Genomic DNA, 23,736 nt, shown 5'->3' with positions numbered 1-23,736 from the left:
ATATTGAAAGTACCGCCAAAATCCATCCCGTTCTTCTGTTTCCCCTCTTAAACTGACCGTAAGTATTTAGAATAGGAAAGAAAGGCAGTAACGCTATCAGGAAAAATCCCTGAAAGATAAATCCAAGTATCGCGGGAGTTGTCTTAATGAACTTCATCAACCAATACAGGCAACCTGCAATAGCGTAAAAAGTAAGAATCGATGTAATCATGGCCAATACGATTGAATATATATTTAGTCTTCAGGATAAGATGTCTGCTAAGATAGGCAATATTACCGTAACTTCCGACAGAATGCTGGGAAAATTTGCCGATCTGGAAAAGAAAACCATGTCCGTGAATAAGACTTTCAATGAAACCGGGCGTACATTGGGTTCGTTGCGTGAAAGAATCGCGCTGTTGCAAGCCGAGCGGGAGTGGATACCGGCAGAGAATATCGAAGGTATCCGGGCATACAACCGGGAGATGAAGAAGCTGAACAAAGAGATTACCAAATTGGAATCTCTGAACGGTGGCAGGTTCAAGAAGTGGGGCAAGGAGGCTTTCGCGGCCATGCCGGGCAGTAATCTCATCTCCAATCCTCTGGTTGCGGGTGGTGCCGCCATCGGTTTTGCCGGGAAGTCGGCCATGAACTTCGACGAGGGCATGGCGAAAGTGAATATTACCGCCCAACTGGATGAAAAGGGACTTTCCGACCTGAGCAACCGGTTGAAAAAGCTGGCAAAGGATAACCATACGGAAATCGAGGTCGCTCCGGCAGGACTGGAGAAAATTATTTCACAGGTAGGTGACGCCGACTTGTCCATGCAGATTCTGGATGCTTCATTGAAAGGCAGCAAGGCGGGATTTACCGACCTTGACACCGTGTCCGAAGCGTTGGCGCAATCACTTTCCGTGATTGGCAAGGAAAATACGGACGCCAAAGAAGTACTGGATATGTTCTTTGCCGCCAAGCGTGTGGGAGCCGGTGAGTTTGCCGACTTCGCCAGGTATATGCCGGGATTGATTGCCGGTGCGAGTAACATGGGTATCAATTTCAAGGAGGTGGCCGGGACATTCGCCTACATGACCGGAAAAGGGCAGAGTGCGGAACATGCCGCCGTGCTGATGGAAAACGCCTTCTCCGTATTGGGAAAGGCTGATATCCGCGGCAAGATGGAAAAGGCGGGCATCAAAGTCTTTGATGAGCAAGGCAAGATGCGTGGCATGGTGGATATATTCACCGACCTGAAGGGAGTGCTTGACGGCATGACCGATGAGCAGAAATCTTCTGTTCTGGAAAAATTCGGTTTGGTGGACAAGGAGGCGAAGAACGCTTTCGCTTTGATGACTTCCGATCTGGGTAAGCTTCAGGAAGCGATGGACGCTACCGCGAATTCAACGGGGGAGACGGACAAGGCTTTGGATTTCTCGCGGAACTCTGTCCAGAAAGCTACCCAGTTATGGAATGATTTTAAGAATATGGGTGTAATGGTGGGTACGGTTATTCTTCCGGTAATCAATGCGGGGCTGGATGTCCTTTCGTTAGTGTTGGACGGGGTAAGTTTCATTCTGGATTCGGTAAACGGCCTGTTCTCCTGGTGGACTGTGCAGCTCCAGACGGGAAATCCGCTCATCTGGGGGCTGACTGCCGCTATCACGGCGCTTTCCGCCATTCTGATGGTCAATTATGTACGTACAAAAGCGGCTCTGATGGTGACAAAGGCCAAGATTATCTGGGATGGCATACAAACCGGGGTTACCTGGGCGCTTACAGCTTCGCAATGGGCACTCAATGCCGCTTTTAAAGCCAGCCCGATCGGGTGGATTTGTACCATTATTGGTGTATTGGTGGGAGCTGTCACGTTATGCTGGAACAAGTTTGAAGGTTTCCGAAAGTTCATATTCAGTATGTGGGAAACGATTAAAACTTTCGGGGGGATTCTGCTGGATTCTGTTGTCGAACCCTTCAAACAGATTATAAAAGGTCTTGGCGCTGTCGGATCGGCTTTGCTCCATCTGGTAAAGGGTAACTTCAAAGAGGCCGCGACTGCCGCTAAGGAGGGGTTTAAGGATATTGCCTTCGGTTCGATGAAAGCCACCCCCTTTGGAGTCGGTTTTACCGCCGCTCAAAAAACAACCTCCGCTTTTCAAGACGGCACGTTTTCTCAAGCCTGGGAAAAGGGACAGCAACGGGGAGCGGAGAGCTGGGCGGACTCACAGGCTGAAAAGAACCGGTTTGATCCGGCAAACTTCCGGGTACCCGAAGTACCGGCTGCCGCATCCGGTTCCGGAAAAAGTTATGAAGAGATAGATAAGCTGCTGGGTGGAAATAAAAAAAGCAAGGGTGGAACAGGATCTTCCAAAATTTTAAACCTGAATGATGACTCTACTGTTCGAGACTTGAAATCATCTTCGGATTATACGGCTGCCATCCGGAGGCTTACGCCGACACGGGTCACCTTTTCCGGCGCGAGAAAATTGGCCGCGGCTGTTACCGTTCCTTTGGCTATAGCGGCCTCGGTTCCGTCTACGGGCATGGAGGCGGAACAGAAGGCGGGGATGATGGAGCGGAATTCCCTCTCCGCTTCTTCATCCGCGAAGGGGGAGAGCCGGATTGTACGTATTGACCGTATGTGTGACCGGATAGTCATCAATATTCAGAATACGGACGGCAAGGGACAGGAAACGATTCGTCGGGAGATTATCAAAGTGCTGGGTGAAATCTATGAAGTATGATAGTTATGGCGGGATTCAATATAAAAGATACATTAGTTTCCATACTCGGATATAAAGGACTTCCTTATCCGGGTGTCTGGCTTCCGGAGGTAAACCGCTCCGGTAAACCGGACGGCTATAAGTTTGACGGGGAATACCAGGAAGAGAAGTTGTATACCGATGTGGGCACCATGCTTCGTAAGGTGGATGCGCAGGGAAGGTATTATTTTATGCCGGTTTTCTTCCTTTATAAGGATAAGTCGTACGAGATACCAAATGCCGTAATCTCTTTTACGGGAAAGAAAACCATTGTGGAGACTCCGATGGTGGGAAGGAAGGGAAGCGTCAAGGAACTTATCAATATTGATGATTATGAGATCAGTATCCAGGCAATCGCACAGGCGGAAGACTTCCCGGAAGCCGCGCTCACGGAGTTGAACGAAATCTATAATATTAATGAATCCATAACCTTGAAGTGCGCGTTGACCGATTTGTTCCTGGACCAGGATGACCGGGTCGTGATCAAGAGTATTGACCTGTCCGACATGAAAGGAACGGAGAATTTTACGGTTTTTAAGATGGAGCTGATAACGGACCGCAGTTTTGAACTGATAATAGAATAGGCTTATGTTTGTACTCTGTTCGGAAATAAGGATAGGTAGTGTTACTTTCAGGACTGTACATGATGTACAGATAAAGAGGAGTATCTATAATCTTGGGGCTACCGCCGTAATCAAAGTTCCCGTGACCGCTGTCCTGAAACACGCCGGTGAACCTCCGACGTATATCGAGACGGCTGAAGCCGTGAAAGTGGGTGATCCGGTGGAAATACGTCTGGGATATGACAATCAGTTGAATACGGAGTTCGTCGGATATGTGAAACGCCTTAATTATAAAATTCCCCTTGAAATAGAGTGTGAGGATGAATACTACAAAACCCGTTTTGTCAACTGTGTATTCAGCGGGAAGGAAACAACGCTCAAACAGTGTTTGTCCACTGTTTTACCGGGAGTTAAAATAGCCTCTTGCACAGACCTGACATTGAGGAATCTCGTGATAAAGGCCAAGCCGGGCAACTGGGTGCTGGGCTATTTGAAGAAAGAATACGGACTGACGGTCTTTTTTGATATAAACGGAAACCTGTATGTAGGCAAGGCGCATGACGTACAGGGAGAAACGGTAAAATACCGGCTCCGTTATAATGTCATCAAGGATGATGATTTGAAATTCCAGTTGGCATCGGATACGAAGTTGAAGGTAAAAGCCGTTTGCTATTATAAGGACGGCACGAAGATAGAAGGCGAGCTTGGTGAAGAAGGGGGCGAGAGCAAAACGTTGTATTACTACGACGTGAAGGACGCGAAGGAACTGAAAGTGTTGGCGCAGGAGGAACTCAAACGGTACTCCTTTGACGGATATAGGGGAAAGATCGAGACTTTCCTTTTTCCGTATGCGCTACCCGGAATGGTGGCACAGTTGGAGGATGAGGTATACCGGGAACGGAGCGGAAACTATTATATTGAAAGCGTCGACGTGTCTTTTGGGATGAATGGCGCACGGCGCGGCATAGAAATAGGTATCAAAGTATGAATTATGAATAAGGATATAGATGACCTCAGGCGGAAAGTCTTTTCCAAAGGCGGAGGGGACAGCGGGCAGGTCTTTCACGGGGTAGTCATTGCCGTGGATGAAAAGGAGTTCACTTGCACTGTAAAGTGTGATGGTCTGGTCGATTATTACGACGTCCGCTTGCGTGGGCTTGTCAAACCGGAATTGAAGGGATTCGCGTTCATTCCCGCCGTTGGAAGTACTGTCCTGGTATGCCGGATTGGAGGAAGCAATGAGCTGTTTGTCTGCCAGTACACGGAAGTGGATAAGTTTTTTTTGACCAGTGGGGATATTTCACTGACTTTTGATCAGGAGAAGATTGAGGTTCTCAAAGGGGATAAAGTGTCTGTCCTTATCGATACGGATAGTATGGTTGTCAACGCGGATCAGGCGACAATCAAAGCGGGTTCCGGAGGACTTACGCTGACGAAGGGAAGTTCCGGACTGAAAAAAACATTGGATGACCTGCTGACCGCCATTCAGAAATTGACGGTTACGACCGGGACGGGACCTAGCGGGCCGCCTATCAATATGGCTGACTTTACGAAGATACAACAGGATTTGAGTAATTATCTGGAAGGTTGAACTAACAAAAGTATGGAGGAATGATTATGGTATTGGTAAAATCTACTATTAAATCAGGCATTAAATCGGCGTTTACCGAAGTGATGGACCAGGAAGAGGGACGGGAAGCCGCTTTGGATAAACTGGCGGATAAAATCGCCGATACTGTCATGGAGGCTGTTAAGAGTGCGAAGATTACATATTCTGCCGGGCTGACCGCTCCAACAGGAGGCGGTCCGGTCACAGGAACATTTAACTGTACGATATCATGATGGACATAAGCCATACGGAAAGCGGAGATATTGATTTCTCTAAGGGTGATCTGACCTATTCGGAGAGTACGGGGCAGCATCAGAAAGACATATTGGTAGCCGCCAAAGGGCATTACAAGGGAACTCCGGAACTGGGTGTGGACGTGCTGGGTTATGTCAATGACACCGAGCCGGAAAATTTATATCGTGCCATCCGCAAGGAGTTCACCCGTGATGGCATGAAAGTGACCAAAGTGAGTATGGATAATACAATAGCACAGTATGAAGAAAGTAACGGTTGAACGTAATCAGACAATCTATGACATTGCCGTGACGGAATACGGCACTTGTGAGGCGTTGCCGGAAATAATAGCGGACAATCCCGGTCTGGAAAATGAGGAACAGGCGAAAATCAGTCTGGGGATCGATGCGGCAAAGGATAAGGACTTCTATTTCGACCTGCCTTTAAAACGGGGAAGTGTTGTCTTGATTGATACTGACAGCCGGTCGCTGAAGAAGAATATCATACGGGAGATAGACAAGGAAGTGACAACTTTTGACTTATAGGATTATGGCACGGACGATTAATGAGATACAAAATGAGATGATAACCAGCCTGCAGGCAAAGTCGGGTTTGACCTTGTCAACCTCTAAAGTCGCGGAATGGAAACTGTGGACGTATGTTGTAGCTGCCGCTATTCATACGTTTGAGATTGCTTTGGACGTATTCAAGTCCGAAACGGATTCATTGACCAATAAGATCACTCCGGGAACGGTACGGTGGTATGCCGAAATGTGTTATCGTTATCAGGAAGGACATGAACTGCTTTTTGATGAGAATACCGCCATGCTTTACTATGAACAAAATGATACGGATGCGCAAATCATCAAAGCTGTGGCTATACGGGAAAATGATAATAAGCTGACTGTTAAGGTGGCGACCCGGAATGAGGATAATAAGATTATTCCGCTGAATCAGGAACAACTGTATAATTTTACGGCATACATTGATTCAATCAAATTTGCCGGAATGGGAGTGAATGTCATATCGACCAGTGAAGATCATTTGCGCTACCACCTGGAGGTCTATTTTGAATCATCGGTACCTGCGGCGATTGTTCGTGCCAATATCACGGAAGCGTTGGAACTGTTCAAAGTCTCATTGGGTTTTGATTCCATGATTTATAAACAACGTTTTATAGATGCGGTAATGGGGGCGTCCGGTGTTGTTACCTGTGAATTGAAGGCGTTGGATCGTAAAGGCGCTACTGCTGGGGAATACATCCCGGTCGGCATCTATTCGGAGCTGGAAGCCGGGTATTTTGAATATGACAAAGAGTGTGTGCTGACTTTAAAATCGATAAAGGAAATAGGTGTATGAATCCGAAAATGAATTATAAGAACCTGACTCGGCAATTGCTTCCGCCACATAAACGGCAGCCCAATCGGATGGCTTTTCTACGGGGGCTTATTGCTCCTTTGCAGAGCCTGTTTGACAGTTTCAATGCCTATCGGAATGACTCACGCATGATGTTCAATGTGAACTCACAGGTGAAAGTGCTTGAAGGGTATCTTCGCAAAAAGTATAACGAACCTCTCGGGATAAAGATTGCGACTTTCGATGCCGGATTGTTGAATGTCGGGCTGGAAATCGAGGGGGGGACAATGATGGTGTGGTTCGGGCTCTCAGAAGAGGGAACGTTAAAAGACGTTCCGCTGAAAGATGAGTTGCGCGATAAGTTTGCGGATACGGACTTTGTAGTTTATATTCCGTCAGGGGTAGATAAATTACAGGTGGAGGCCGATATAGAGAAATATAAATTAGCATTAGTAACATACAAAATCATACAACAATGAAAAGACATGTACAAATACCCGGTGTCCGTCAATGGGCAGGTGAGGATTTGGTGGAACTGCAATCGGAACCTTTGAAAGCCATAGATTTATTCTTCTCTCAATATGAGCCTTGTATAATTCAGGGATGCCAGACTACGGATAATGGCAATAACACGTATACCATTGCGCCGGGATTGCTATCATTGGTTGGAGTTGATATCAATGGAAGCAGGACTTTTAAGGTGGTCCCTTTCGCAGGTATTGCGGAAGTTTCTCTTCCTGTATATTTCTCTTTGGGCTATTCTGTCATAGAACGCTCTTATCTGGATGGTCATGTGAAACCGGTTGCCTATAATTATCGTGCGGAAATTTCAACAGTAGAACCGGAAGGCGAGTTTCTTGAGTTATCAGAAAGCAGTAATATTCGTTTTGTGGATGTGATACAATGTGATTCTGTTCATCGTTTTTTCACCGATACTGAACGCCGAAAATTAGAAGGTATCGCGACAGGGGCCAATAATTATACGCATCCGAGTTCGCATCCGGCTTCCATGATATTGGAGGGGACTGACAAACTGTTTATGACGGCAAAAGAGCGGAATGTACTAAGTACTCTCGGGACTACGTATGCTAAAGCCGATTTATCGAATGTTATCACAAAGTCACTAGGCTTAAATGGATATTATAAATTTCCTGATGGATTATTGATGCAGTGGGGATATTCCAATTCTTCAGGTGTAAGTACACGCATCAATTTTCCTATATCATTCTACAATGACAATTATAGTATAACTATGGGAGTTAATGGCGGTATAGGTACTATAACGTCATTATCTATCATAATAACAGAGCGTGCTAGTACGTATATTAAAGTGAAAGGAACAATGGGAGATTCCTCGTCAACACATGATAATTCCTTTTATTGGATAGCAATAGGTAGATGGAAATAATAAAGTAGATAGTTATGAAGCAAAAAATGTATTGGAAAAATGGATTCTATGACACACCGGTAGACGGTGCGGTAGAAATAAGCGTTGAATATTGGAAGAAATTACTCGATGGTCAATCATCCGGTAAACTCATTGTTACCAATGATGAAGGGTATCCTGTATTGGTAGAAAACGAGTACTCCCTTGAAGATATGCAAAAAATAAAAGTATCTGAGATTCAATCGTTTGATAAATCTAAAGAGGTCAATTCTTTTGAATTACGGGCTAAAAGTATGTGGTTGGATAAGTCTACACGTGTTGGATTATTTAACTCAATCAATATCGAAAAAGAGGCGGGTAAAGCGGAGACTGTACTTTGGTATGATGCAGTAAAATATATCATTCCAATATCAGACGCTTTGGCTATGTTAAATGCTCTGGAAATGTATGCACTTGAGTGCTACAATGTGACACAATCACACATTGCAGCAGTCAAGGTATTGGATACAATCGAAGAGATTGAAAGCTACGATTATACTGTTGGTTATCCAAAGAAGCTTAGCTTTCCGGGATAGCCGGTTTTAAAGTTGTAGGCTTCGATTTCTTCTTTCGTTTCCAGCTGATTAATGGCATTAATATGCCCTTGTGTTGTATTGTAGCACGCAAGGGCATATAACTCTATCTGTTGTAGCATATCAATAGCTTTCTCGATTGATAAGACCAACTTTGTATTACCTAGCCAGATAGTCGTTTCAGATCGTCCGGATTCCCTTTCAATACTAATTGAATTCATGAGACCTACACGGGTACTCTTATTAAGCCAGCCGGATACATTACCAATACTAAAGCTATTCACCGATTCGGATGCGTCATACGCCTGTAATTCCGCTATTTTTCGGGCTTTCAACTCTAATAAGGTCGGTTCATATCCCTTCAATATGGGATATCCTTTCTCGTTCTCTACGATTATGAGTCCGGCAGATTGACCGTCTAATAATTCTTTCCAATACTTTTCCGTAATCTCTATTGCACCTTTTTGGTAGGCGGCATAGAATCCTTGTTTCCAATACTTCATAACAATTTGTTTTAGTTTCATTTCCAACGTCCAATAGCTATCCAATTAAACTTAGCACTCGAAACTCCAATGTCAGTAGAAGAGAAATTCCTATCCAACTTAAACGAATTCTTTGTAGGATTGGCAATCGGCAAAGCTGAATATACATTATTATCAGAAGCATCCTTAATGATACTTCCCTGAATGATATAATCTGCATCTAAAAAGGATTCTGTTAAGTAAATCGTTACACTTGGAGAAGTAGAACCGGAATGTTTTCCCCATTGGATTAGCAATCCATTACTACATTTCAGATACCCGTTTTGTCCTAAACTTTGACTTTCTACCAAAATAGACTTAGTTCCGAGAGTACTTAGTAAGATGGCATTTAAATACTCTTTATATAGGTATTCAAATGCCATTTTATAACGTATTATTTTATAGTAAAAGTCACATTTTGTTTTGTGTTAATATAGCTTTAGTTATTACATTTCGTTTTTTACATTATCACATTTTGTTTTGGCGATTGTACGTTGAAAGTCTGAAGGTCTCCTGCCTTTAGCCCTCCTCAGAAAGAGAGTGTCCGATGTTTATTCGTTGGTGCTCTCTTTCTTCTTACTTCTCTTTCTCTCTTTTCTCTTTGCGCGCACACATACGCACGCATGAATATAATAATGTATCCTTTCCCTCGCTTCCTTTGTCCTTTTCTCCTGCTGTTGAAAAAATATGTTCTACAACATCGTTGTGATTCAGCGAGTTAGCGTTTTTCTTTCAAAAAACTTCAAAAAAATAGTGGAATATATTTGGATGTTATGTATAAAGTGTCTACTTTTGCACCCGCTTTGCTAGAGAGACAGAGCCTAATGATTGACATTCTGCTAAAGAGTAAGGGTTCAGAAAATAAAAACAAAAAACTTTCGAAAAAGTTTGGAGGTTATCTGAAAAAGTCCTTATCTTTGCATCCGCTTTCGCAAAGAAAGCAGGCGCGGCGGAAGCCACGTTAGTTCTTTGAAATATTGATAAACAATACAAGTAGTACAAGTTAAAATAGAACCGTCAATGCTTATATAAATATAGGTATAGGAATAGAGTCAATAAATTGTACGGCATCCTGAACAGAGCAAAACGCTATCCTTAGGGATAGATGAACAATACTTTTACAATGAAGAGTTTGATCCTGGCTCAGGATGAACGCTAGCTACAGGCTTAACACATGCAAGTCGAGGGGCAGCATTTCAGTTTGCTTGCAAACTGAAGATGGCGACCGGCGCACGGGTGAGTAACACGTATCCAACCTGCCGATAACTCGGGGATAGCCTTTCGAAAGAAAGATTAATACCGGATGGCATATGATTATCGCATGATAATCCTATTAAAGAATTTCGGTTATCGATGGGGATGCGTTCCATTAGTTTGTTGGCGGGGTAACGGCCCACCAAGACCGCGATGGATAGGGGTTCTGAGAGGAAGGTCCCCCACATTGGAACTGAGACACGGTCCAAACTCCTACGGGAGGCAGCAGTGAGGAATATTGGTCAATGGACGGAGTCTGAACCAGCCAAGTAGCGTGAAGGATGACTGCCCTATGGGTTGTAAACTTCTTTTATACGGGAATAAAGTGGTCCACGTGTGGATTTTTGTATGTACCGTATGAATAAGGATCGGCTAACTCCGTGCCAGCAGCCGCGGTAATACGGAGGATCCGAGCGTTATCCGGATTTATTGGGTTTAAAGGGAGCGTAGGTGGACAGTTAAGTCAGTTGTGAAAGTTTGCGGCTCAACCGTAAAATTGCAGTTGATACTGGCTGTCTTGAGTACAGTAGAGGTGGGCGGAATTCGTGGTGTAGCGGTGAAATGCTTAGATATCACGAAGAACTCCGATTGCGAAGGCAGCTCACTGGACTGCAACTGACACTGATGCTCGAAAGTGTGGGTATCAAACAGGATTAGATACCCTGGTAGTCCACACAGTAAACGATGAATACTCGCTGTTTGCGATATACAGTAAGCGGCCAAGCGAAAGCGTTAAGTATTCCACCTGGGGAGTACGCCGGCAACGGTGAAACTCAAAGGAATTGACGGGGGCCCGCACAAGCGGAGGAACATGTGGTTTAATTCGATGATACGCGAGGAACCTTACCCGGGCTTAAATTGCATTTGAATATCAAGAAATTGGTTAGTCGTAAGACAAATGTGAAGGTGCTGCATGGTTGTCGTCAGCTCGTGCCGTGAGGTGTCGGCTTAAGTGCCATAACGAGCGCAACCCTTATCTTCAGTTACTAACAGGTCATGCTGAGGACTCTGGAGAGACTGCCGTCGTAAGATGTGAGGAAGGTGGGGATGACGTCAAATCAGCACGGCCCTTACGTCCGGGGCTACACACGTGTTACAATGGGGGGTACAGAAGGCAGCTACACGGCGACGTGATGCCAATCCCAAAAACCTCTCTCAGTTCGGATCGAAGTCTGCAACCCGACTTCGTGAAGCTGGATTCGCTAGTAATCGCGCATCAGCCATGGCGCGGTGAATACGTTCCCGGGCCTTGTACACACCGCCCGTCAAGCCATGAAAGCCGGGGGTACCTGAAGTACGTAACCGCGAGGAGCGTCCTAGGGTAAAACTGGTAATTGGGGCTAAGTCGTAACAAGGTAGCCGTACCGGAAGGTGCGGCTGGAACACCTCCTTTCTGGAGCGATGCCGTAATAAGTTGAGAGTTGAGAGTTGAGAGTTGAGAGTTTCTCCCATTATCTGGACTTGCTTTCTCACTGAAAAAAAATGATGACTTTAAAGGTTCTGTTTTTGTACTACTGGTACTTGTTTATTTATAGATATAGATCAACCATCTATAGCAATTATAGATAGAGATAAACAAGAGAAAAAAGAAGCCGAGTCTAACTCAACAGGTAGACAAGGTTGAACTAGTCCTATAGCTCAGTTGGTTAGAGCGCTACACTGATAATGTAGAGGTCGGCAGTTCAACTCTGCCTGGGACTACCAAGCTCAAGAACGACAGTAATTCTTGATAACCTCTTGGGGGATTAGCTCAGCTGGCTAGAGCATCTGCCTTGCACGCAGAGGGTCAACGGTTCGAATCCGTTATTCTCCACGATCTCTGAAAAAGAGAAACGATCTTTGACATGATGATACAAAAAGTAAAATTTTAGTAAGAGCTAAAAGTATATATCGAACCGTACGTTCGCGGTATATAGACTAGCAATAGTTCAATATGCCGGGAAGTCAGTTTGAAAGAAAGTAAGCAAGGGCGCATGGCGGATGCCTTGGCTCTCGGAGGCGATGAAGGACGTGATAAGCTGCGATAAGCTTCGGGTAGGTGCAAATAACCCTTGATCCGAAGATTTCCGAATGGGACAACCCGACATTCTGAAGGAATGTCATCCATCCTAGATGGAGGCTAACACAGGGAACTGAAACATCTTAGTACCTGTAGGAAAAGAAAATAATAATGATTCCCCAAGTAGTGGCGAGCGAACGGGGATCAGCCCAAACCATTGTTGTTACGGCAACAATGGGGTTGTAGGACCACGATGTCGCAAGACATTTCATGAGTAGAACTCTCTGGAAAGTGAGACCATAGACGGTGATAGTCCGGTATACGAAGTGAAACGAAGCGTAGTGGTATCCTGAGTAGCGCGGGACACGAGGAATCTTGCGTGAATCTGCCGGGACCATCCGGTAAGGCTAAATACTCCCGAGAGACCGATAGCGAACCAGTACTGTGAAGGAAAGGTGAAAAGCACTTCGAACAGAAGAGTGAAATAGTCCCTGAAACCATGCGCCTACAAGCGGTCGGAGCTGCGCAAGCAGTGACGGCGTGCCTTTTGCATAATGAACCTACGAGTTACTTTTTCCGGCAAGGTTAAGCATTTCAAAATGTGTAGCCGAAGCGAAAGCGAGTCTGAACAGGGCGATTAGTCGGAAGGAGTAGACGCGAAACCAAGTGATCTACCCTTGGTCAGGTTGAAGGTTAGGTAACACTAACTGGAGGACCGAACCGATAAGCGTTGAAAAGCTTCCGGATGAACTGAGGGTGGGGGTGAAAGGCTAATCAAACTTGGAGATAGCTCGTACTCCCCGAAATGCATTTAGGTGCAGCCTTGTGAGTTACTAATGTGAGGTAGAGCGACTGATAAGATGCGAGGGCTTCACCGCCTATCAAGTCTTGATAAACTCCGAATGCGCATTAGTCCTATCACAGGAGTGAGGGCATGGGTGCTAAGGTCCATGTCCTAAAGGAGAAGAATCCGGACCATCAGCTAAGGTCCCCAAATAGATACTAAGTTGAACTAACGAAGTCAGATTGCTAAGACAGCTAGGATGTTGGCTTGGAAGCAGCCATTCATTTAAAGAGTGCGTAACAGCTCACTAGTCGAGGAGTTTGGCGTGGATAATAATCGGGCATTAAGTATCTTACCGAAGCTATGGGATGTGTAAACATCGGTAGGGGAGCATTCCACTCCGCGTCGAAGGTGAGGCGTGAGCCTTGCTGGAGCGTGTGGAAAAGCAAATGTAGGTATAAGTAACGATAAAGGGGGTGGAAACCCCCTCGCCGAAAGACTAAGGTTTCCTGATCAACGCTAATCGGATCAGGGTTAGTCGGGTCCTAAGGCTCAGCCGAACGGTGAGGCCGATGGCAGAACAGGTTAATATTCCTGTACTACCTTAAGGAGTGACGTGGAGACGGAGGAGTGACAGCGCCGCGGACTGACGGAATAGTCCGTTGAAGGGTGTAGATATTGATCTTTGCAGGCAAATCCACAAAGAGAGTCGAACCTGATAGTATACCGCGTTCTTCGGAACAAGGTAATAGTGCGTGTAAGCATACTCCCGAGAAAATCCGCTAAACTTAATCCTTAAGGTACCCGTACCGCAAACGGACACACGTAGTCGGGTTGAATATACTAAGGCGCTTGAGTGATTCACGGTTAAGGAACTAGGCAAATTGACCCTGTAACTTCGGGATAAAGGGTCCCAACGAGAGTTGGGCGCAGAGAATAGGTCCAGGCAACTGTTTAACAAAAACACAGGGCTGTGCCAAATTGAAAGATCACGTATACAGCCTGACACCTGCCCGGTGCTGGAAGGTTAAGAGGAGATGTCATCGCAAGAGAAGCATTGAATTGAAGCCCCAGTAAACGGCGGCCGTAACTATAACGGTCCTAAGGTAGCGAAATTCCTTGTCGGGTAAGTTCCGACCTGCACGAATGGTGTAATGATCTGGACACTGTCTCAACCGTGAGCTCAGTGAAATTGTAGTATCGGTGAAGATGCCGATTACCCGCGATGGGACGAAAAGACCCCGTGAACCTTTACTATAGCTTAACATTGAATTTGGGTAATTGATGTGTAGGATAGGCCGGAGACTTTGAAGCAGGTACGCCAGTATTTGTGGAGTCGCTGTTGAAATACGGCCCTTTGATTATTTGAGTTCTAACTCCAGGATTGGAGGACACTGTTTGGTGGGTAGTTTGACTGGGGTGGTCGCCTCCAAAACAGTAACGGAGGCTTCTAAAGGTGCCCTCAGGACGATTGGTAACCGTCCGCAGAGTGTAATGGCATAAGGGCGCTTGACTGGGAGACATACAAGTCGATCAGGTAGGAAACTAGAGCATAGTGATCCGGTGTTTCCGCATGGAAGGGACATCGCTCAAAGGATAAAAGGTACTCCGGGGATAACAGGCTGATCCCTCCCAAGAGCTCATATCGACGGAGGGGTTTGGCACCTCGATGTCGGCTCGTCACATCCTGGGGCTGGAGAAGGTCCCAAGGGTTGGGCTGTTCGCCCATTAAAGTGGCACGCGAGCTGGGTTCAGAACGTCGTGAGACAGTTCGGTCTCTATCTATCGTGGGCGTATGAAATTTGCGTGGCTCTGACACTAGTACGAGAGGACCGTGTTGGACTGACCTCTGGTTTACCAGTTGTGCCGCCAGGTGCATTGCTGGGTATCTAAGTCGGGATTGGATAAGTGCTGAAAGCATCTAAGTACGAAGCCAGCCACAAGATTAGATTTCTTAGGGTCGTCAAAGACGATGACGTTGATAGGATGCAGGTGTACAGGTGGTAACATCATAGCCGAGCATTACTAATTGCCCGTCCACTTTCTTTCGGACTTGTACGGATCGCGATATATACGTTTAGCGGATTACCCCCGGAAACGGGTAATACACTGAGATTTTACTTTTCATCATGTCATAACCTTATTCAGGTGGTTATAGCACGAGGGTTCCACCTCTTCCCATTCCGAACAGAGAAGTTAAGCCTCGTCACGCCGATGGTACTGCGTAACAGTGGGAGAGTAGGTAGCCGCCGTTTTTAAGAAGCCCCTTGATTCAAAATGAATCAAGGGGCTTTCTGTGTTTTATCACTTCTGAATCAGGGCGTTCTCTAAGGCCGGATAAAAGATAACCTCTTCTCTTCTTCTGCAAATAAGATAGCTGTATTTACTAATGCCAGATGTGAATATGCCTGCGGGAAGTTGCCCAACTGTTCTTTGGTTTCGAAATCAATATCTTCACTAAACAATCCAAGATGATTGGAGTATTTCAGAACTTCGTCAAACAGGCAGCGTGCTTCTTCTTTATGGCCAGTTACAAACAATGCCCGTATAAGCCAGAATGTACAAATCGTAAAAGCAGAAGTAGGCAACCCGAAATCATCTTTGCTGTTATAGCGATACATAAGTCCTTTATGGAAAAGGGCTTTCTTGACAGCTTCCACTGTTTTATGATAGCGTATATCATCTGCTTCTATAAATCCATAGGGTTCCATCAATAGTAATGAAGAATCCATTGCTTGATTATTATATGTCTGTGTGAAGCTTTGAAGTTCCTTATTCCAGCCATATTTCATCACGTCTTTCTTTATTTTTTCGGCTTCCAGTTGCCAACGTTCGCTATAATTATATTTGTTAAGCATTTGAGCGATTTTAGCTCCGCGATCTAAAGCTACCCAACACATCACTTTGGAAGAAACAAAGTGTTGTCCTTCTCCCCGGATCTCCCAGATTCCCTTATCGGGCTTTCTCCAGTTTTCTACTACTTTTGCTAAAATGGTCTTTACCATTTCCCACATGTCTTCAATTTCATCCAGTGTGCCGGGCATGAGGCGATAATATTGGTAAATCAGGTCCATCAGGTAACCAAAAGAGTCGTTTTGTTTCTGATGGTATGCATCATTTCCTATTCGTACAGGTTTGGAGTTCTTATAACCGGATAGATGGTCGAGTATCACTTCGGTTAGTTGGTGCTCGCCCCGGATGCCATACATAATTTGATAGTCATGTTTGGAAACGAATGTGGATTGGATAAATTTCATAAAGCGTTTGGCTGCACCGGTATGTCCGATTTGAAACATGGTTTCGATGGACATGGAAGCATCCCGAAGCCAGCAAAAGCGGTAATCCCAGTTGCGCACTTCTCCCACAGCTTCCGGTAGGCTTGTAGTTAGTGCTGCCAGCACAGCTCCGTTGTGGTAGGACATTAGTTTCAGAACCAATAAACTCCGTTCGATTACGTCATTATATAGAGTGTATTTTTTGCTTCTGTCTGTCCAGTTCAGCCAATATACCAGCGTACGACAGTATTCTATTTTCTCCCTTTCTATGTCGATTGGGATCACTTTCTCGTTATAGGAGAGCAGGAGAAATTCGTCTTTCTCAAGAATGATTTCTTTTTTCTCTTTGATGTCCTGAAGAGACAGGGAAGCATATAAATATTGTCTGTCCTTGTTGTCAAAGGAGCAGTAGGATTCGATATACTGTGGAGTGATATTAAGGATCACTTGTCCCTGTGCATAGTTCGGAGCCGGGTGGTAGTTGATCTTGAAACGCGGTTTTCCTTTTATCCAATGTATGTAGCGGTATAATTCGGCAGGTAAATAATGCCCTGTTTCGTCTTGGGAACGATAGCAGGGCATATAGTCGAGCACTACGAATTCTCCTTCATCGGAGGAGAATTGAGTAGAAAGAATATTGGTGTGGGGGACATAACTTTGTGTGATGCAATAGTCTTCGGAAACTTCGAATCCGAAAGCTCCTCCTTTCTCCCGGTCGAGCAGACTGGCAAAAATAGAAGGAGAATCGAAATCGGGAAAACAGAGCCATTCGATATTTCCGTTCTGCGAAATGAGAGCTGCGGTTCGGCAGTTACCTATCACTCCATAATTTAAATTATTCATATTGATTGCTTTTTATTGAGTTTTTAATAGATCTTTGAGAAAGTCGAAAGCGAAAGTCAGGCGATTCTTAATGCTTCCTTCTTTTGTGGCAGTTTTTTGTTTGCCTAGTAAAGACCGTAAGAAAGGAAGTACGTCAGATTGGGCAGACAGGTGATAGTTGGCGGCTTCGGATACGCTACCTATTTTAATGGTGATGGCGCTCATCGGTAATGCCTGAAACATATCTTCATCTGTAGTGTCGTCTCCCATCGCTATAACAAAATCATAACGTCTGTTGGCTAGCAGACGCCCCACCTCCGAACCTTTATTGCAATCCGGTGATTTGATTTCGATCACTTTATTTCCTTGCAGAATTTGTAGTTTCTGCCGGGTACAGAGCGAAATCTGCGTGTTGACGAGTTGTTGGGCTCTTAATGTGCCGAGCCATGCGTCACTTTCACGATAATGCCAGGCTAGGGCAGTTTCTTTCACTTCCAGATGGGAACGGGGAGTACGGTCTACAAACATTTGAAGGATAGAGAGAATACCTGCTCCCCATTCTATCTTCTTTATGTTTTTATGCCAGACTCCGTTTTCTTTATAGAAAGCCCCATGTTCGGCAGCCATAGAAATAGGAAGGGTGCCAAGCCATTTTTCTAATGTAAAGTGATCCCGTCCGCTATTGATAACAATATGATTGGCGGGATCGCTAGCCAGTTGTTGTAGAATAGAAATGAGTTCCGGTGTAGGTTGTGCATCCTCGGGACGTGGTTTGAGAGCCGTCAGTGTACCATCATAGTCCAGCAGAATCAGGCGTTGTTTGGCATGGTTATACTTGAGTTTGATTTGTGCAATGCTAGCGGCTACGATACGTTTTTTTCGTAACATATCGTTTTTCATACATGTCGCGTTCAGTTCATTGACAAAGTCGGCTGCCCATTTGTTGACTGTCTGTACGGACAGAATGCTTTGCATACGTTTCAGGCGTTGTTTTTGTTCCTCTTCGGGCATTTCAAGTGCCTGACAAATAGCGTTTTCTATTTGTTCCGTATCGTTCGGGTTGATTTGGATAGCGTCCGTCAATTCTACGGCGGCACCTGCCATTTCGCTAAGGATAAGTACACCGGGATTGTCGCATTTGGTAGCTACGTATTCTTTGGCTACCAGATTCATTCCGTCCCGAAGTGGAGTGACGAGGGCTATGTCGGCCACATAGTACATGGCAGTCAGTTCTTCCAGTGAAAAGCCATGATAGAAATAACATACGGGAGTCCAGTTCATTGTGGAGTAACGTCCGTTGATAGAGCCGATTTCTTCGTCAATTTTTGTTTTTAGTTCCGCATAACTGCCTACATGGTCGCGTGAAGGGACAATGACCATTGCCAATGTAACTTTACCGTGATATTCGGCATGATGTTCGAGGAAGGTGGCAAAGCCACGAAGACGGTGCAATATGCCTTTGCTGTAATCCAGTCTGTCTACTGACAGGATCAGTTTATGCTCGCCGAAAAGTTTCCGGGTTCGTTCAATGGCCTGGTGTACTTCTTTATTTTCTGAAGCCTGATGATAGGATTCATAGTTGATTCCCATCGGTAATGCTTCTACTCTGACCATCCGGTTGTTGATCTGTACTTCATCCAGTTTGAAGTCGAGATGCAGCACACGTTCTACGGCACTGATGAAGTGACGCATATAGTCATGAGTATGGAAAGCTATGAAGTCTGCTCCCAGCAAACCCTTCAGAATCTCGGCACGCTCCGGAAGAATACGGAAGAGTTCGTAAGAAGGGAACGGGATATGATGGAAATAACCGATACTTAGTTCCGGATATATTTTCCTCAACATTCCGGGAAGTAGCATCAGTTGATAATCCTGTATCCATACCTTATCGCCGGGACGTATCAGCCGGCAAATCTCCTCACAGAAGAGTCGGTTGACTTGTTGATAGGATTGCCAGAAACAGTTCTTATATAAGGTATAAGCATAAAAGTAATGACACAAAGGCCAGATAGTACTGTTACTGTATCCTTCGTAATAGTTTTCAATTTGCTTTTCCGACAAGAAGACCGGATGAAAATTCATTTCCTGTAGTTTCTCGTTAATCTCTTGCTGGTCCTTCTCTTCATTTGTACATATTCCGGGCCAACCTATCCAGTGCTTCTCATAAGAAGTCTGGAGAGAATCCAAACCTGTTGCCAGTCCGCCTTCGCTACGCGAAAATACGAATGTGCCGTTTGTGCCGGCTACTTTGACAGGTAATCTGTTTGCAATAATATAAAGTTTCATATCTATTTCTTCGCAAAGCATGTACCAATTGACTTATGTTGATGCTTAACCGTTTATTATCAACAGATTATAAAGATGTAGTATCCTCCTTTTGTCTTTTCAAAATGGAAATCCCCTTTCAAAATGATAATTTGTTTATTTTTTCTCTTCTGAAATCACGAAAAAACGGAAAGCCTTTCAAAATAGAATCCTTTTTTCAAAATGGAAGGGTGTGTCGGATGGTAAGAAAGTAACTGCCTGTCTGTATCTGTTTGAATGTTAGCTTATTATGTATTCTTTGTTTTTTGTGGCACGCATTTGGCATGAAGAATGGCAAGTAAAAATTTATAGTAATCATTTAAAAGGTAAAAACATGGGAATAACACTATCATTTATTTTCTGCCTGTTGAGCGGTTTCGCTTGTTTCTGGCTGTTCTGGAAATGTGTAGACTGGTTTGAGAATATTTAAAGAAAAAAGGAGAATTGATTATGTACACAGCATTATTCGTATTAGGTATTGCAATCTTCGGTTATTTGATGTATGTGCTCATCAAACCCGAGAAGTTTTAAAGTAACACACACAGTTTAAGGTAAAAAGTATATGAATACAGAAATTTTAGGCGTGGTTGTTCAGATAGCCTTGATGGTGATTCTGGCTTATCCACTGGGAAAATACATTGCCAAGGTCTACAGAGGAGAAAAGACCTGGTCTGATTTTATGGCTCCTATCGAAAGAGTCATTTATAAAGTTTGTGGAATCGACCCCAATGAAGAAATGAACTGGAAACAATTCCTGAAAGCATTGTTGATTTTAAATGCTTTCTGGTTTTTCTGGGGAATGGTACTCTTGGTTTCACAAGGATGGTTGCCTTTAAACCCGGACGGCAACGGACCGCAGACTCCGGATCAGGCATTCAATACTTGTATTAGTTTTATGGTGAACTGTAACTTACAGCACTATAGCGGTGAAAGCGGACTGACTTATTTTACTCAATTGTTCGTCATCATGCTTTTCCAGTTTATTACCGCAGCAACAGGTATGGCTGCTATGGCAGGTATTATGAAGAGTATTGCTGCAAAAACAACCAAAACGATTGGTAACTTCTGGCAATTTCTGGTAATAAGTTGTACGCGTATCTTATTACCTCTTTCTCTGATTGTAGGTTTTATCCTGATTCTTCAGGGAACTCCGATGGGATTTGACGGTAAGATGAAAGTCACTACTCTTGAAGGTCAGGAACAGATGGTTTCTCAAGGTCCTACGGCCGCAATTGTTCCTATTAAACAGTTGGGTACGAATGGCGGTGGATATTTTGGCGTGAACTCCTCTCATCCATTGGAAAATCCGACTTATCTTTCTAACATGGTAGAATGTTGGTCTATCTTGATTATCCCGATGGCGATGGTATTTGCACTGGGTTTCTATACCCGTAGAAAGAAGTTGGCTTACAGTATATTCGGAGTAATGCTTTTCGCTTTTCTGGTCGGTGTGTGCATTAATGTCAGTCAGGAAATGGGGGGGAATCCGCGCATCGATGAGCTGGGAATTGCACAGGACAATGGTGCGATGGAAGGTAAGGAAGTGCGTTTGGGAGCCGGAGCAACCGCGTTGTGGAGTATTGTAACGACTGTAACTTCCAATGGTTCTGTGAATGGTATGCATGATTCTACCATGCCTCTGTCCGGTATGATGGAAATGCTGAATATGCAGATTAATACCTGGTTTGGCGGTGTAGGTGTAGGGTGGATGAACTACTATACATTCATTATCATTGCAGTGTTTATCAGCGGTTTGATGGTGGGACGTACACCGGAATTCCTCGGTAAGAAAGTAGAAGCCCGCGAAATGAAAATCGCTACGATTGTAGCTCTGCTTCATCCATTTGTAATCTTGGTGTTTACGGCAATCTCAAGTTATATTTATGTACACCATCCGGATTTTGTGGAAAGTGAAGGTGGGTGGTTGAACAACTTAGGATTCCACGGTTTGAGTGAACAGCTTTACGAGTACACTTCCTGTGCCGCCAATAACGGTTCCGGTTTCGAAGGCTTGGGTGATAATACTTATTTCTGGAACTGGACATGTGGTATCGTTTTAATTCTGAGTCGCTTCCTTCCTATTATCGGACAGGTTGCCATTGCCGGGCTACTGGCGCAGAAGAAATTCATACCGGAAAGTGCCGGTACGTTGAAGACGGATACATTGACTTTCGGAGTAATGACATTTGTAGTTATCTTCATTATTGCCGCTCTGTCATTCTTCCCGGTACATGCATTGAGCACGATTGCTGAACATTTAAGTTTGTAATACTGAATTAGAGAAGATATGAAAGATAATAAATCAGCTTCTTTGTTTCCAAAGGAGCAAGTTATAGAAAGTTTGAAACAATCATTCGTGAAACTGAACCCACGAATGATGATAAAGAATCCGATTATGTTTACGGTAGAGGTGGCTACGGTAGTCATGCTGCTTGTGACGCTCTACTCCATTGTTAATTCTTCACAGGGTTCGTTTGCTTACAACATTGCCGTGTTTATCATTCTGTTTATCACTTTGCTGTTTGCCAATTTTGCCGAAGCTATTGCAGAGGCACGTGGTAAAGCACAGGCCGACAGTTTGCGTAAGACTCGTGAAGAGACACCGGCAAAGAAAGTGGAAGGCAATAAAATCGTTACTGTCAGTTCTTCACAGTTGAAGAAAGGGGATGTGTTTGTCTGCGAGGCAGGAGACGTGATTCCTTCCGACGGTGAGATTATTGAAGGGTTGGCTTCTATTGATGAAAGTGCCATTACCGGTGAGTCTGCTCCGGTCATTCGTGAGGCAGGTGGCGACAAGAGTTCGGTAACAGGAGGTACGAAAGTACTGTCCGATCATATAAAGGTGATGGTGACTACCCAACCGGGAGAAAGTTTTCTTGATAAGATGATAGCATTGGTGGAAGGTGCTTCCCGCCAGAAAACCCCGAATGAGATTGCATTGACTATTTTGCTGGCAGGTTTTACGCTTGTTTTCGTCATTGTGTGTGTGACTTTGAAACCGTTTGCCGATTATAGTAATACGGTCATCACTATTGCTTCGCTTATTTCTTTGTTTGTGTGTCTGATCCCGACAACTATCGGTGGACTTCTCTCTGCCATCGGTATTGCCGGTATGGACCGTGCACTTCGCGCCAACGTGATTACTAAATCCGGTAAAGCGGTTGAAACTGCGGGTGATATTGATACATTACTGCTGGATAAAACGGGTACTATCACCATTGGTAATCGTAAAGCAACTCATTTCCATACAGCTCCGGGTGTCGATCTGCACGATTTTGTGGAAACTTGTCTGTTGTCTTCCTTATCCGATGAAACGCCGGAAGGTAAGTCTATCGTAGAATTGGGACGTGAGTCGGGCATTCGTATGCGTAATCTGAATACAACAGGAGCACGTATGATTAAGTTTACGGCTGAAACCAAATGTTCGGGAGTAGACCTGGCAGATGGAACGCAGATTCGTAAAGGTGCTTTTGATGCCATCCGCAAGATGGTGGAAGGTGACGGGAATGAATTTCCGAAAGAAGTGGAAGAGATTATTTCTTCTATCTCAAGCAATGGTGGTACACCGCTGGTAGTATGTGTAAACAGAAAGGTGACTGGTGTTATTGAACTGCAGGATATTATCAAACCGGGTATTCAGGAACGTTTCGAACGTCTGCGTAAGATGGGAGTGAAGACGGTAATGGTGACAGGTGACAACCCGTTAACTGCAAAATATATTGCTGAAAAAGCCGGTGTGGATGATTTTATCGCCGAAGCGAAACCGGAAGATAAGATGGAATATATCAAGAAGGAACAGCAGGCTGGTAAATTGGTTGCAATGATGGGAGACGGAACGAACGATGCTCCTGCCCTGGCACAGGCCAATGTAGGTGTAGCCATGAATAGCGGTACACAGGCAGCGAAAGAAGCTGGTAATATGGTCGATTTGGATAACGACCCGACGAAGTTGATCGAGATTGTGGAAATCGGTAAACAATTACTGATGACACGTGGTACGCTGACTACTTTCTCTATCGCCAATGACGTAGCGAAGTATTTTGCTATCGTTCCGGCCTTGTTTATGATCGCCATTCCCGAACTGGCTGCTCTGAACATCATGCATCTGCATAGTCCTGAAAGTGCTATTCTTTCGGCAGTCATTTTTAATGCGATTATTATTCCGATTCTGATTCCGTTGGCTTTGCGTGGTGTGCAATACAAGCCGATAGGTGCGAGTGCTTTGCTTCGCCGTAATCTGCTGATCTATGGTGTGGGTGGTGTGATTGCTCCTTTCGTGGGAATCAAATTGATAGATTTAGTAGTAGGTTTATTCTTTTAA

At 44.7% G+C, this 23,736-nt stretch carries 18 protein-coding genes, 2 tRNA genes and 3 rRNA genes; 19 read left to right on the top strand and 4 right to left on the bottom strand.

Annotated elements, in window-relative coordinates; translation table 11 throughout:
• The first annotated feature begins 209 nt into the window (after positions 1-209).
• From GD630_RS13095 to GD630_RS13045, 11 genes are read left to right on the top strand one after another with little or no spacing between them, the layout of a single operon-like run.
• Positions 210-2,717, top strand: coding sequence for a phage tail tape measure protein (locus GD630_RS13095; protein WP_143869141.1), 2,508 nt, complete (start codon positions 210-212; stop codon positions 2,715-2,717).
• Complete coding sequence (locus tag GD630_RS13090) at positions 2,714-3,319, top strand: DUF6046 domain-containing protein (protein ID WP_238482911.1); 606 nt, start codon at positions 2,714-2,716, stop codon at positions 3,317-3,319. Before GD630_RS13095 ends, GD630_RS13090 begins: the two co-directional genes overlap by 4 nt.
• A 4-nt stretch (positions 3,320-3,323) precedes the next feature.
• Positions 3,324-4,286 carry a hypothetical protein gene (locus tag GD630_RS13085; protein ID WP_143869139.1) on the top strand — a complete coding sequence of 321 codons (963 nt, stop codon included), beginning with the start codon at positions 3,324-3,326 and terminating at the stop codon, positions 4,284-4,286.
• A gap of 3 nt (positions 4,287-4,289) precedes the next feature.
• Positions 4,290-4,889 (top strand): hypothetical protein, encoded by a 600-nt coding sequence (locus GD630_RS13080; RefSeq protein ID WP_143869137.1) that lies wholly within the window; start codon positions 4,290-4,292, stop codon positions 4,887-4,889.
• A gap of 20 nt (positions 4,890-4,909) precedes the next feature.
• A complete protein-coding gene (locus GD630_RS13075; protein ID WP_238482910.1) occupies positions 4,910-5,140 on the top strand; it encodes a hypothetical protein in 231 nt (76 codons plus the stop codon).
• Positions 5,137-5,421, top strand: coding sequence for a hypothetical protein (locus GD630_RS13070; RefSeq protein ID WP_143869135.1), 285 nt, complete (start codon positions 5,137-5,139; stop codon positions 5,419-5,421). Before GD630_RS13075 ends, GD630_RS13070 begins: the two co-directional genes overlap by 4 nt.
• Positions 5,402-5,686 (top strand): hypothetical protein, encoded by a 285-nt coding sequence (locus GD630_RS13065; RefSeq protein WP_143869133.1) that lies wholly within the window; start codon positions 5,402-5,404, stop codon positions 5,684-5,686. Before GD630_RS13070 ends, GD630_RS13065 begins: the two co-directional genes overlap by 20 nt.
• A gap of 4 nt (positions 5,687-5,690) precedes the next feature.
• The gene (locus tag GD630_RS13060) at positions 5,691-6,500 is read left to right on the top strand and encodes a hypothetical protein (RefSeq protein WP_143869131.1); all 810 of its coding nucleotides are present in this window, start codon (positions 5,691-5,693) and stop codon (positions 6,498-6,500) included.
• Complete coding sequence (locus GD630_RS13055) at positions 6,497-6,976, top strand: hypothetical protein (protein ID WP_143869130.1); 480 nt, start codon at positions 6,497-6,499, stop codon at positions 6,974-6,976. The genes GD630_RS13060 and GD630_RS13055 overlap by 4 nt, the downstream gene beginning before the upstream one ends.
• Positions 6,973-7,905 carry a gp53-like domain-containing protein gene (locus GD630_RS13050; protein ID WP_182505785.1) on the top strand — a complete coding sequence of 311 codons (933 nt, stop codon included), beginning with the start codon at positions 6,973-6,975 and terminating at the stop codon, positions 7,903-7,905. Before GD630_RS13055 ends, GD630_RS13050 begins: the two co-directional genes overlap by 4 nt.
• Positions 7,906-7,919: 14 nt before the next feature.
• Positions 7,920-8,459, top strand: a complete 540-nt coding sequence (locus tag GD630_RS13045; RefSeq protein ID WP_143869124.1) for a DUF4376 domain-containing protein — start codon at positions 7,920-7,922, stop codon at positions 8,457-8,459.
• Here the strand turns inward: GD630_RS13045 and GD630_RS13040 are convergent.
• Both GD630_RS13040 and GD630_RS13035 read right to left on the bottom strand, forming a co-directional pair.
• Positions 8,429-8,959: a DUF4376 domain-containing protein gene (locus GD630_RS13040; protein ID WP_143869126.1), complete on the bottom strand. Its 531-nt coding sequence runs from the start codon at positions 8,957-8,959 to the stop codon at positions 8,429-8,431. The two genes, GD630_RS13045 and GD630_RS13040, sit on opposite strands and share 31 nt — an antisense overlap.
• 17 nt (positions 8,960-8,976) lie before the next feature.
• Complete coding sequence (locus GD630_RS13035; protein ID WP_182505613.1) at positions 8,977-9,360, bottom strand: gp53-like domain-containing protein; 384 nt, start codon at positions 9,358-9,360, stop codon at positions 8,977-8,979.
• Positions 9,361-10,097: 737 nt separating this feature from the next.
• Here GD630_RS13035 and GD630_RS13030 point away from each other — a divergent pair.
• The 5 genes from GD630_RS13030 (at position 10,098) to rrf (ending at position 15,269) form a co-directional block, all read left to right on the top strand.
• Positions 10,098-11,624 (top strand): 16S ribosomal RNA (locus GD630_RS13030).
• Between the two features lie 234 nt (positions 11,625-11,858).
• Positions 11,859-11,935, top strand: a tRNA-Ile gene (locus tag GD630_RS13025).
• Between the two features lie 35 nt (positions 11,936-11,970).
• Positions 11,971-12,044, top strand: a tRNA-Ala gene (locus GD630_RS13020).
• 140 nt (positions 12,045-12,184) lie between these two features.
• Positions 12,185-15,063, top strand: a 23S ribosomal RNA gene (locus tag GD630_RS13015).
• 95 nt (positions 15,064-15,158) lie between these two features.
• Positions 15,159-15,269, top strand: a 5S ribosomal RNA gene (gene rrf / locus GD630_RS13010).
• Together the 16S, 23S and 5S rRNA genes with 2 tRNA genes alongside form the textbook arrangement of a ribosomal RNA operon.
• Positions 15,270-15,341: 72 nt before the next feature.
• Here rrf and GD630_RS13005 read toward each other — a convergent pair.
• Both GD630_RS13005 and GD630_RS13000 read right to left on the bottom strand, forming a co-directional pair.
• Entirely contained in the window at positions 15,342-17,132 is a 1,791-nt protein-coding gene (locus GD630_RS13005) for a glycoside hydrolase family 15 protein (protein ID WP_117938094.1), read from the bottom strand.
• Positions 17,133-17,144: 12 nt separating this feature from the next.
• Entirely contained in the window at positions 17,145-19,418 is a 2,274-nt protein-coding gene (locus GD630_RS13000) for a bifunctional alpha,alpha-trehalose-phosphate synthase (UDP-forming)/trehalose-phosphatase (RefSeq protein WP_182505612.1), read from the bottom strand.
• Positions 19,419-19,865: 447 nt separating this feature from the next.
• Between GD630_RS13000 and kdpF the strand changes: the two genes are divergently transcribed.
• Genes kdpF through kdpB form a run of 3 tightly spaced genes read left to right on the top strand, consistent with a single transcriptional unit; the run spans position 19,866 to position 23,736 of the window.
• On the top strand, positions 19,866-19,946 hold the full coding sequence (kdpF, locus tag GD630_RS12995) for a K(+)-transporting ATPase subunit F (protein WP_032849815.1): 81 nt from the start codon (positions 19,866-19,868) through the stop codon (positions 19,944-19,946).
• A gap of 31 nt (positions 19,947-19,977) precedes the next feature.
• On the top strand, positions 19,978-21,684 hold the full coding sequence (gene kdpA, locus GD630_RS12990) for a potassium-transporting ATPase subunit KdpA (RefSeq protein WP_008777345.1): 1,707 nt from the start codon (positions 19,978-19,980) through the stop codon (positions 21,682-21,684).
• 18 nt (positions 21,685-21,702) lie between these two features.
• Complete coding sequence (kdpB, locus tag GD630_RS12985) at positions 21,703-23,736, top strand: potassium-transporting ATPase subunit KdpB (protein ID WP_074638340.1); 2,034 nt, start codon at positions 21,703-21,705, stop codon at positions 23,734-23,736.

This window comes from Bacteroides zhangwenhongii, assembly GCF_009193325.2.
Classification (GTDB): Bacteria; Bacteroidota; Bacteroidia; order Bacteroidales; family Bacteroidaceae; genus Bacteroides; species Bacteroides zhangwenhongii.
This window is presented reverse-complemented; position numbering and strand designations above follow the sequence as displayed.

Bases quoted from the DNA above. Each gene is read 5' to 3' on its own strand.
- GD630_RS13060 (WP_143869131.1), top strand. From the start codon at position 5,691: ATGGCACGGACGATTAATGAGATACAAAATGAGATGATAACCAGCCTG.
- kdpB (WP_074638340.1), top strand. From the start codon at position 21,703: ATGAAAGATAATAAATCAGCTTCTTTGTTTCCAAAGGAGCAAGTTATA.
- GD630_RS13085 (WP_143869139.1), top strand. From the start codon at position 3,324: ATGTTTGTACTCTGTTCGGAAATAAGGATAGGTAGTGTTACTTTCAGG.
- kdpF (WP_032849815.1), top strand. From the start codon at position 19,866: ATGTACACAGCATTATTCGTATTAGGTATTGCAATCTTCGGTTATTTG.
- kdpA (WP_008777345.1), top strand. From the start codon at position 19,978: ATGAATACAGAAATTTTAGGCGTGGTTGTTCAGATAGCCTTGATGGTG.
- GD630_RS13090 (WP_238482911.1), top strand. From the start codon at position 2,714: ATGATAGTTATGGCGGGATTCAATATAAAAGATACATTAGTTTCCATA.
- GD630_RS13070 (WP_143869135.1), top strand. From the start codon at position 5,137: ATGATGGACATAAGCCATACGGAAAGCGGAGATATTGATTTCTCTAAG.
- GD630_RS13080 (WP_143869137.1), top strand. From the start codon at position 4,290: ATGAATAAGGATATAGATGACCTCAGGCGGAAAGTCTTTTCCAAAGGC.
- GD630_RS13005 (WP_117938094.1), bottom strand. From the start codon at position 17,132: ATGAATAATTTAAATTATGGAGTGATAGGTAACTGCCGAACCGCAGCT.
- GD630_RS13075 (WP_238482910.1), top strand. From the start codon at position 4,910: ATGATTATGGTATTGGTAAAATCTACTATTAAATCAGGCATTAAATCG.
- GD630_RS13065 (WP_143869133.1), top strand. From the start codon at position 5,402: ATGAAGAAAGTAACGGTTGAACGTAATCAGACAATCTATGACATTGCC.
- GD630_RS13000 (WP_182505612.1), bottom strand. From the start codon at position 19,418: ATGCTTTGCGAAGAAATAGATATGAAACTTTATATTATTGCAAACAGA.
- GD630_RS13055 (WP_143869130.1), top strand. From the start codon at position 6,497: ATGAATCCGAAAATGAATTATAAGAACCTGACTCGGCAATTGCTTCCG.
- GD630_RS13045 (WP_143869124.1), top strand. From the start codon at position 7,920: ATGAAGCAAAAAATGTATTGGAAAAATGGATTCTATGACACACCGGTA.
- GD630_RS13095 (WP_143869141.1), top strand. From the start codon at position 210: ATGGCCAATACGATTGAATATATATTTAGTCTTCAGGATAAGATGTCT.
- GD630_RS13050 (WP_182505785.1), top strand. From the start codon at position 6,973: ATGAAAAGACATGTACAAATACCCGGTGTCCGTCAATGGGCAGGTGAG.
- GD630_RS13040 (WP_143869126.1), bottom strand. From the start codon at position 8,959: ATGAAGTATTGGAAACAAGGATTCTATGCCGCCTACCAAAAAGGTGCA.
- GD630_RS13035 (WP_182505613.1), bottom strand. From the start codon at position 9,360: ATGGCATTTGAATACCTATATAAAGAGTATTTAAATGCCATCTTACTA.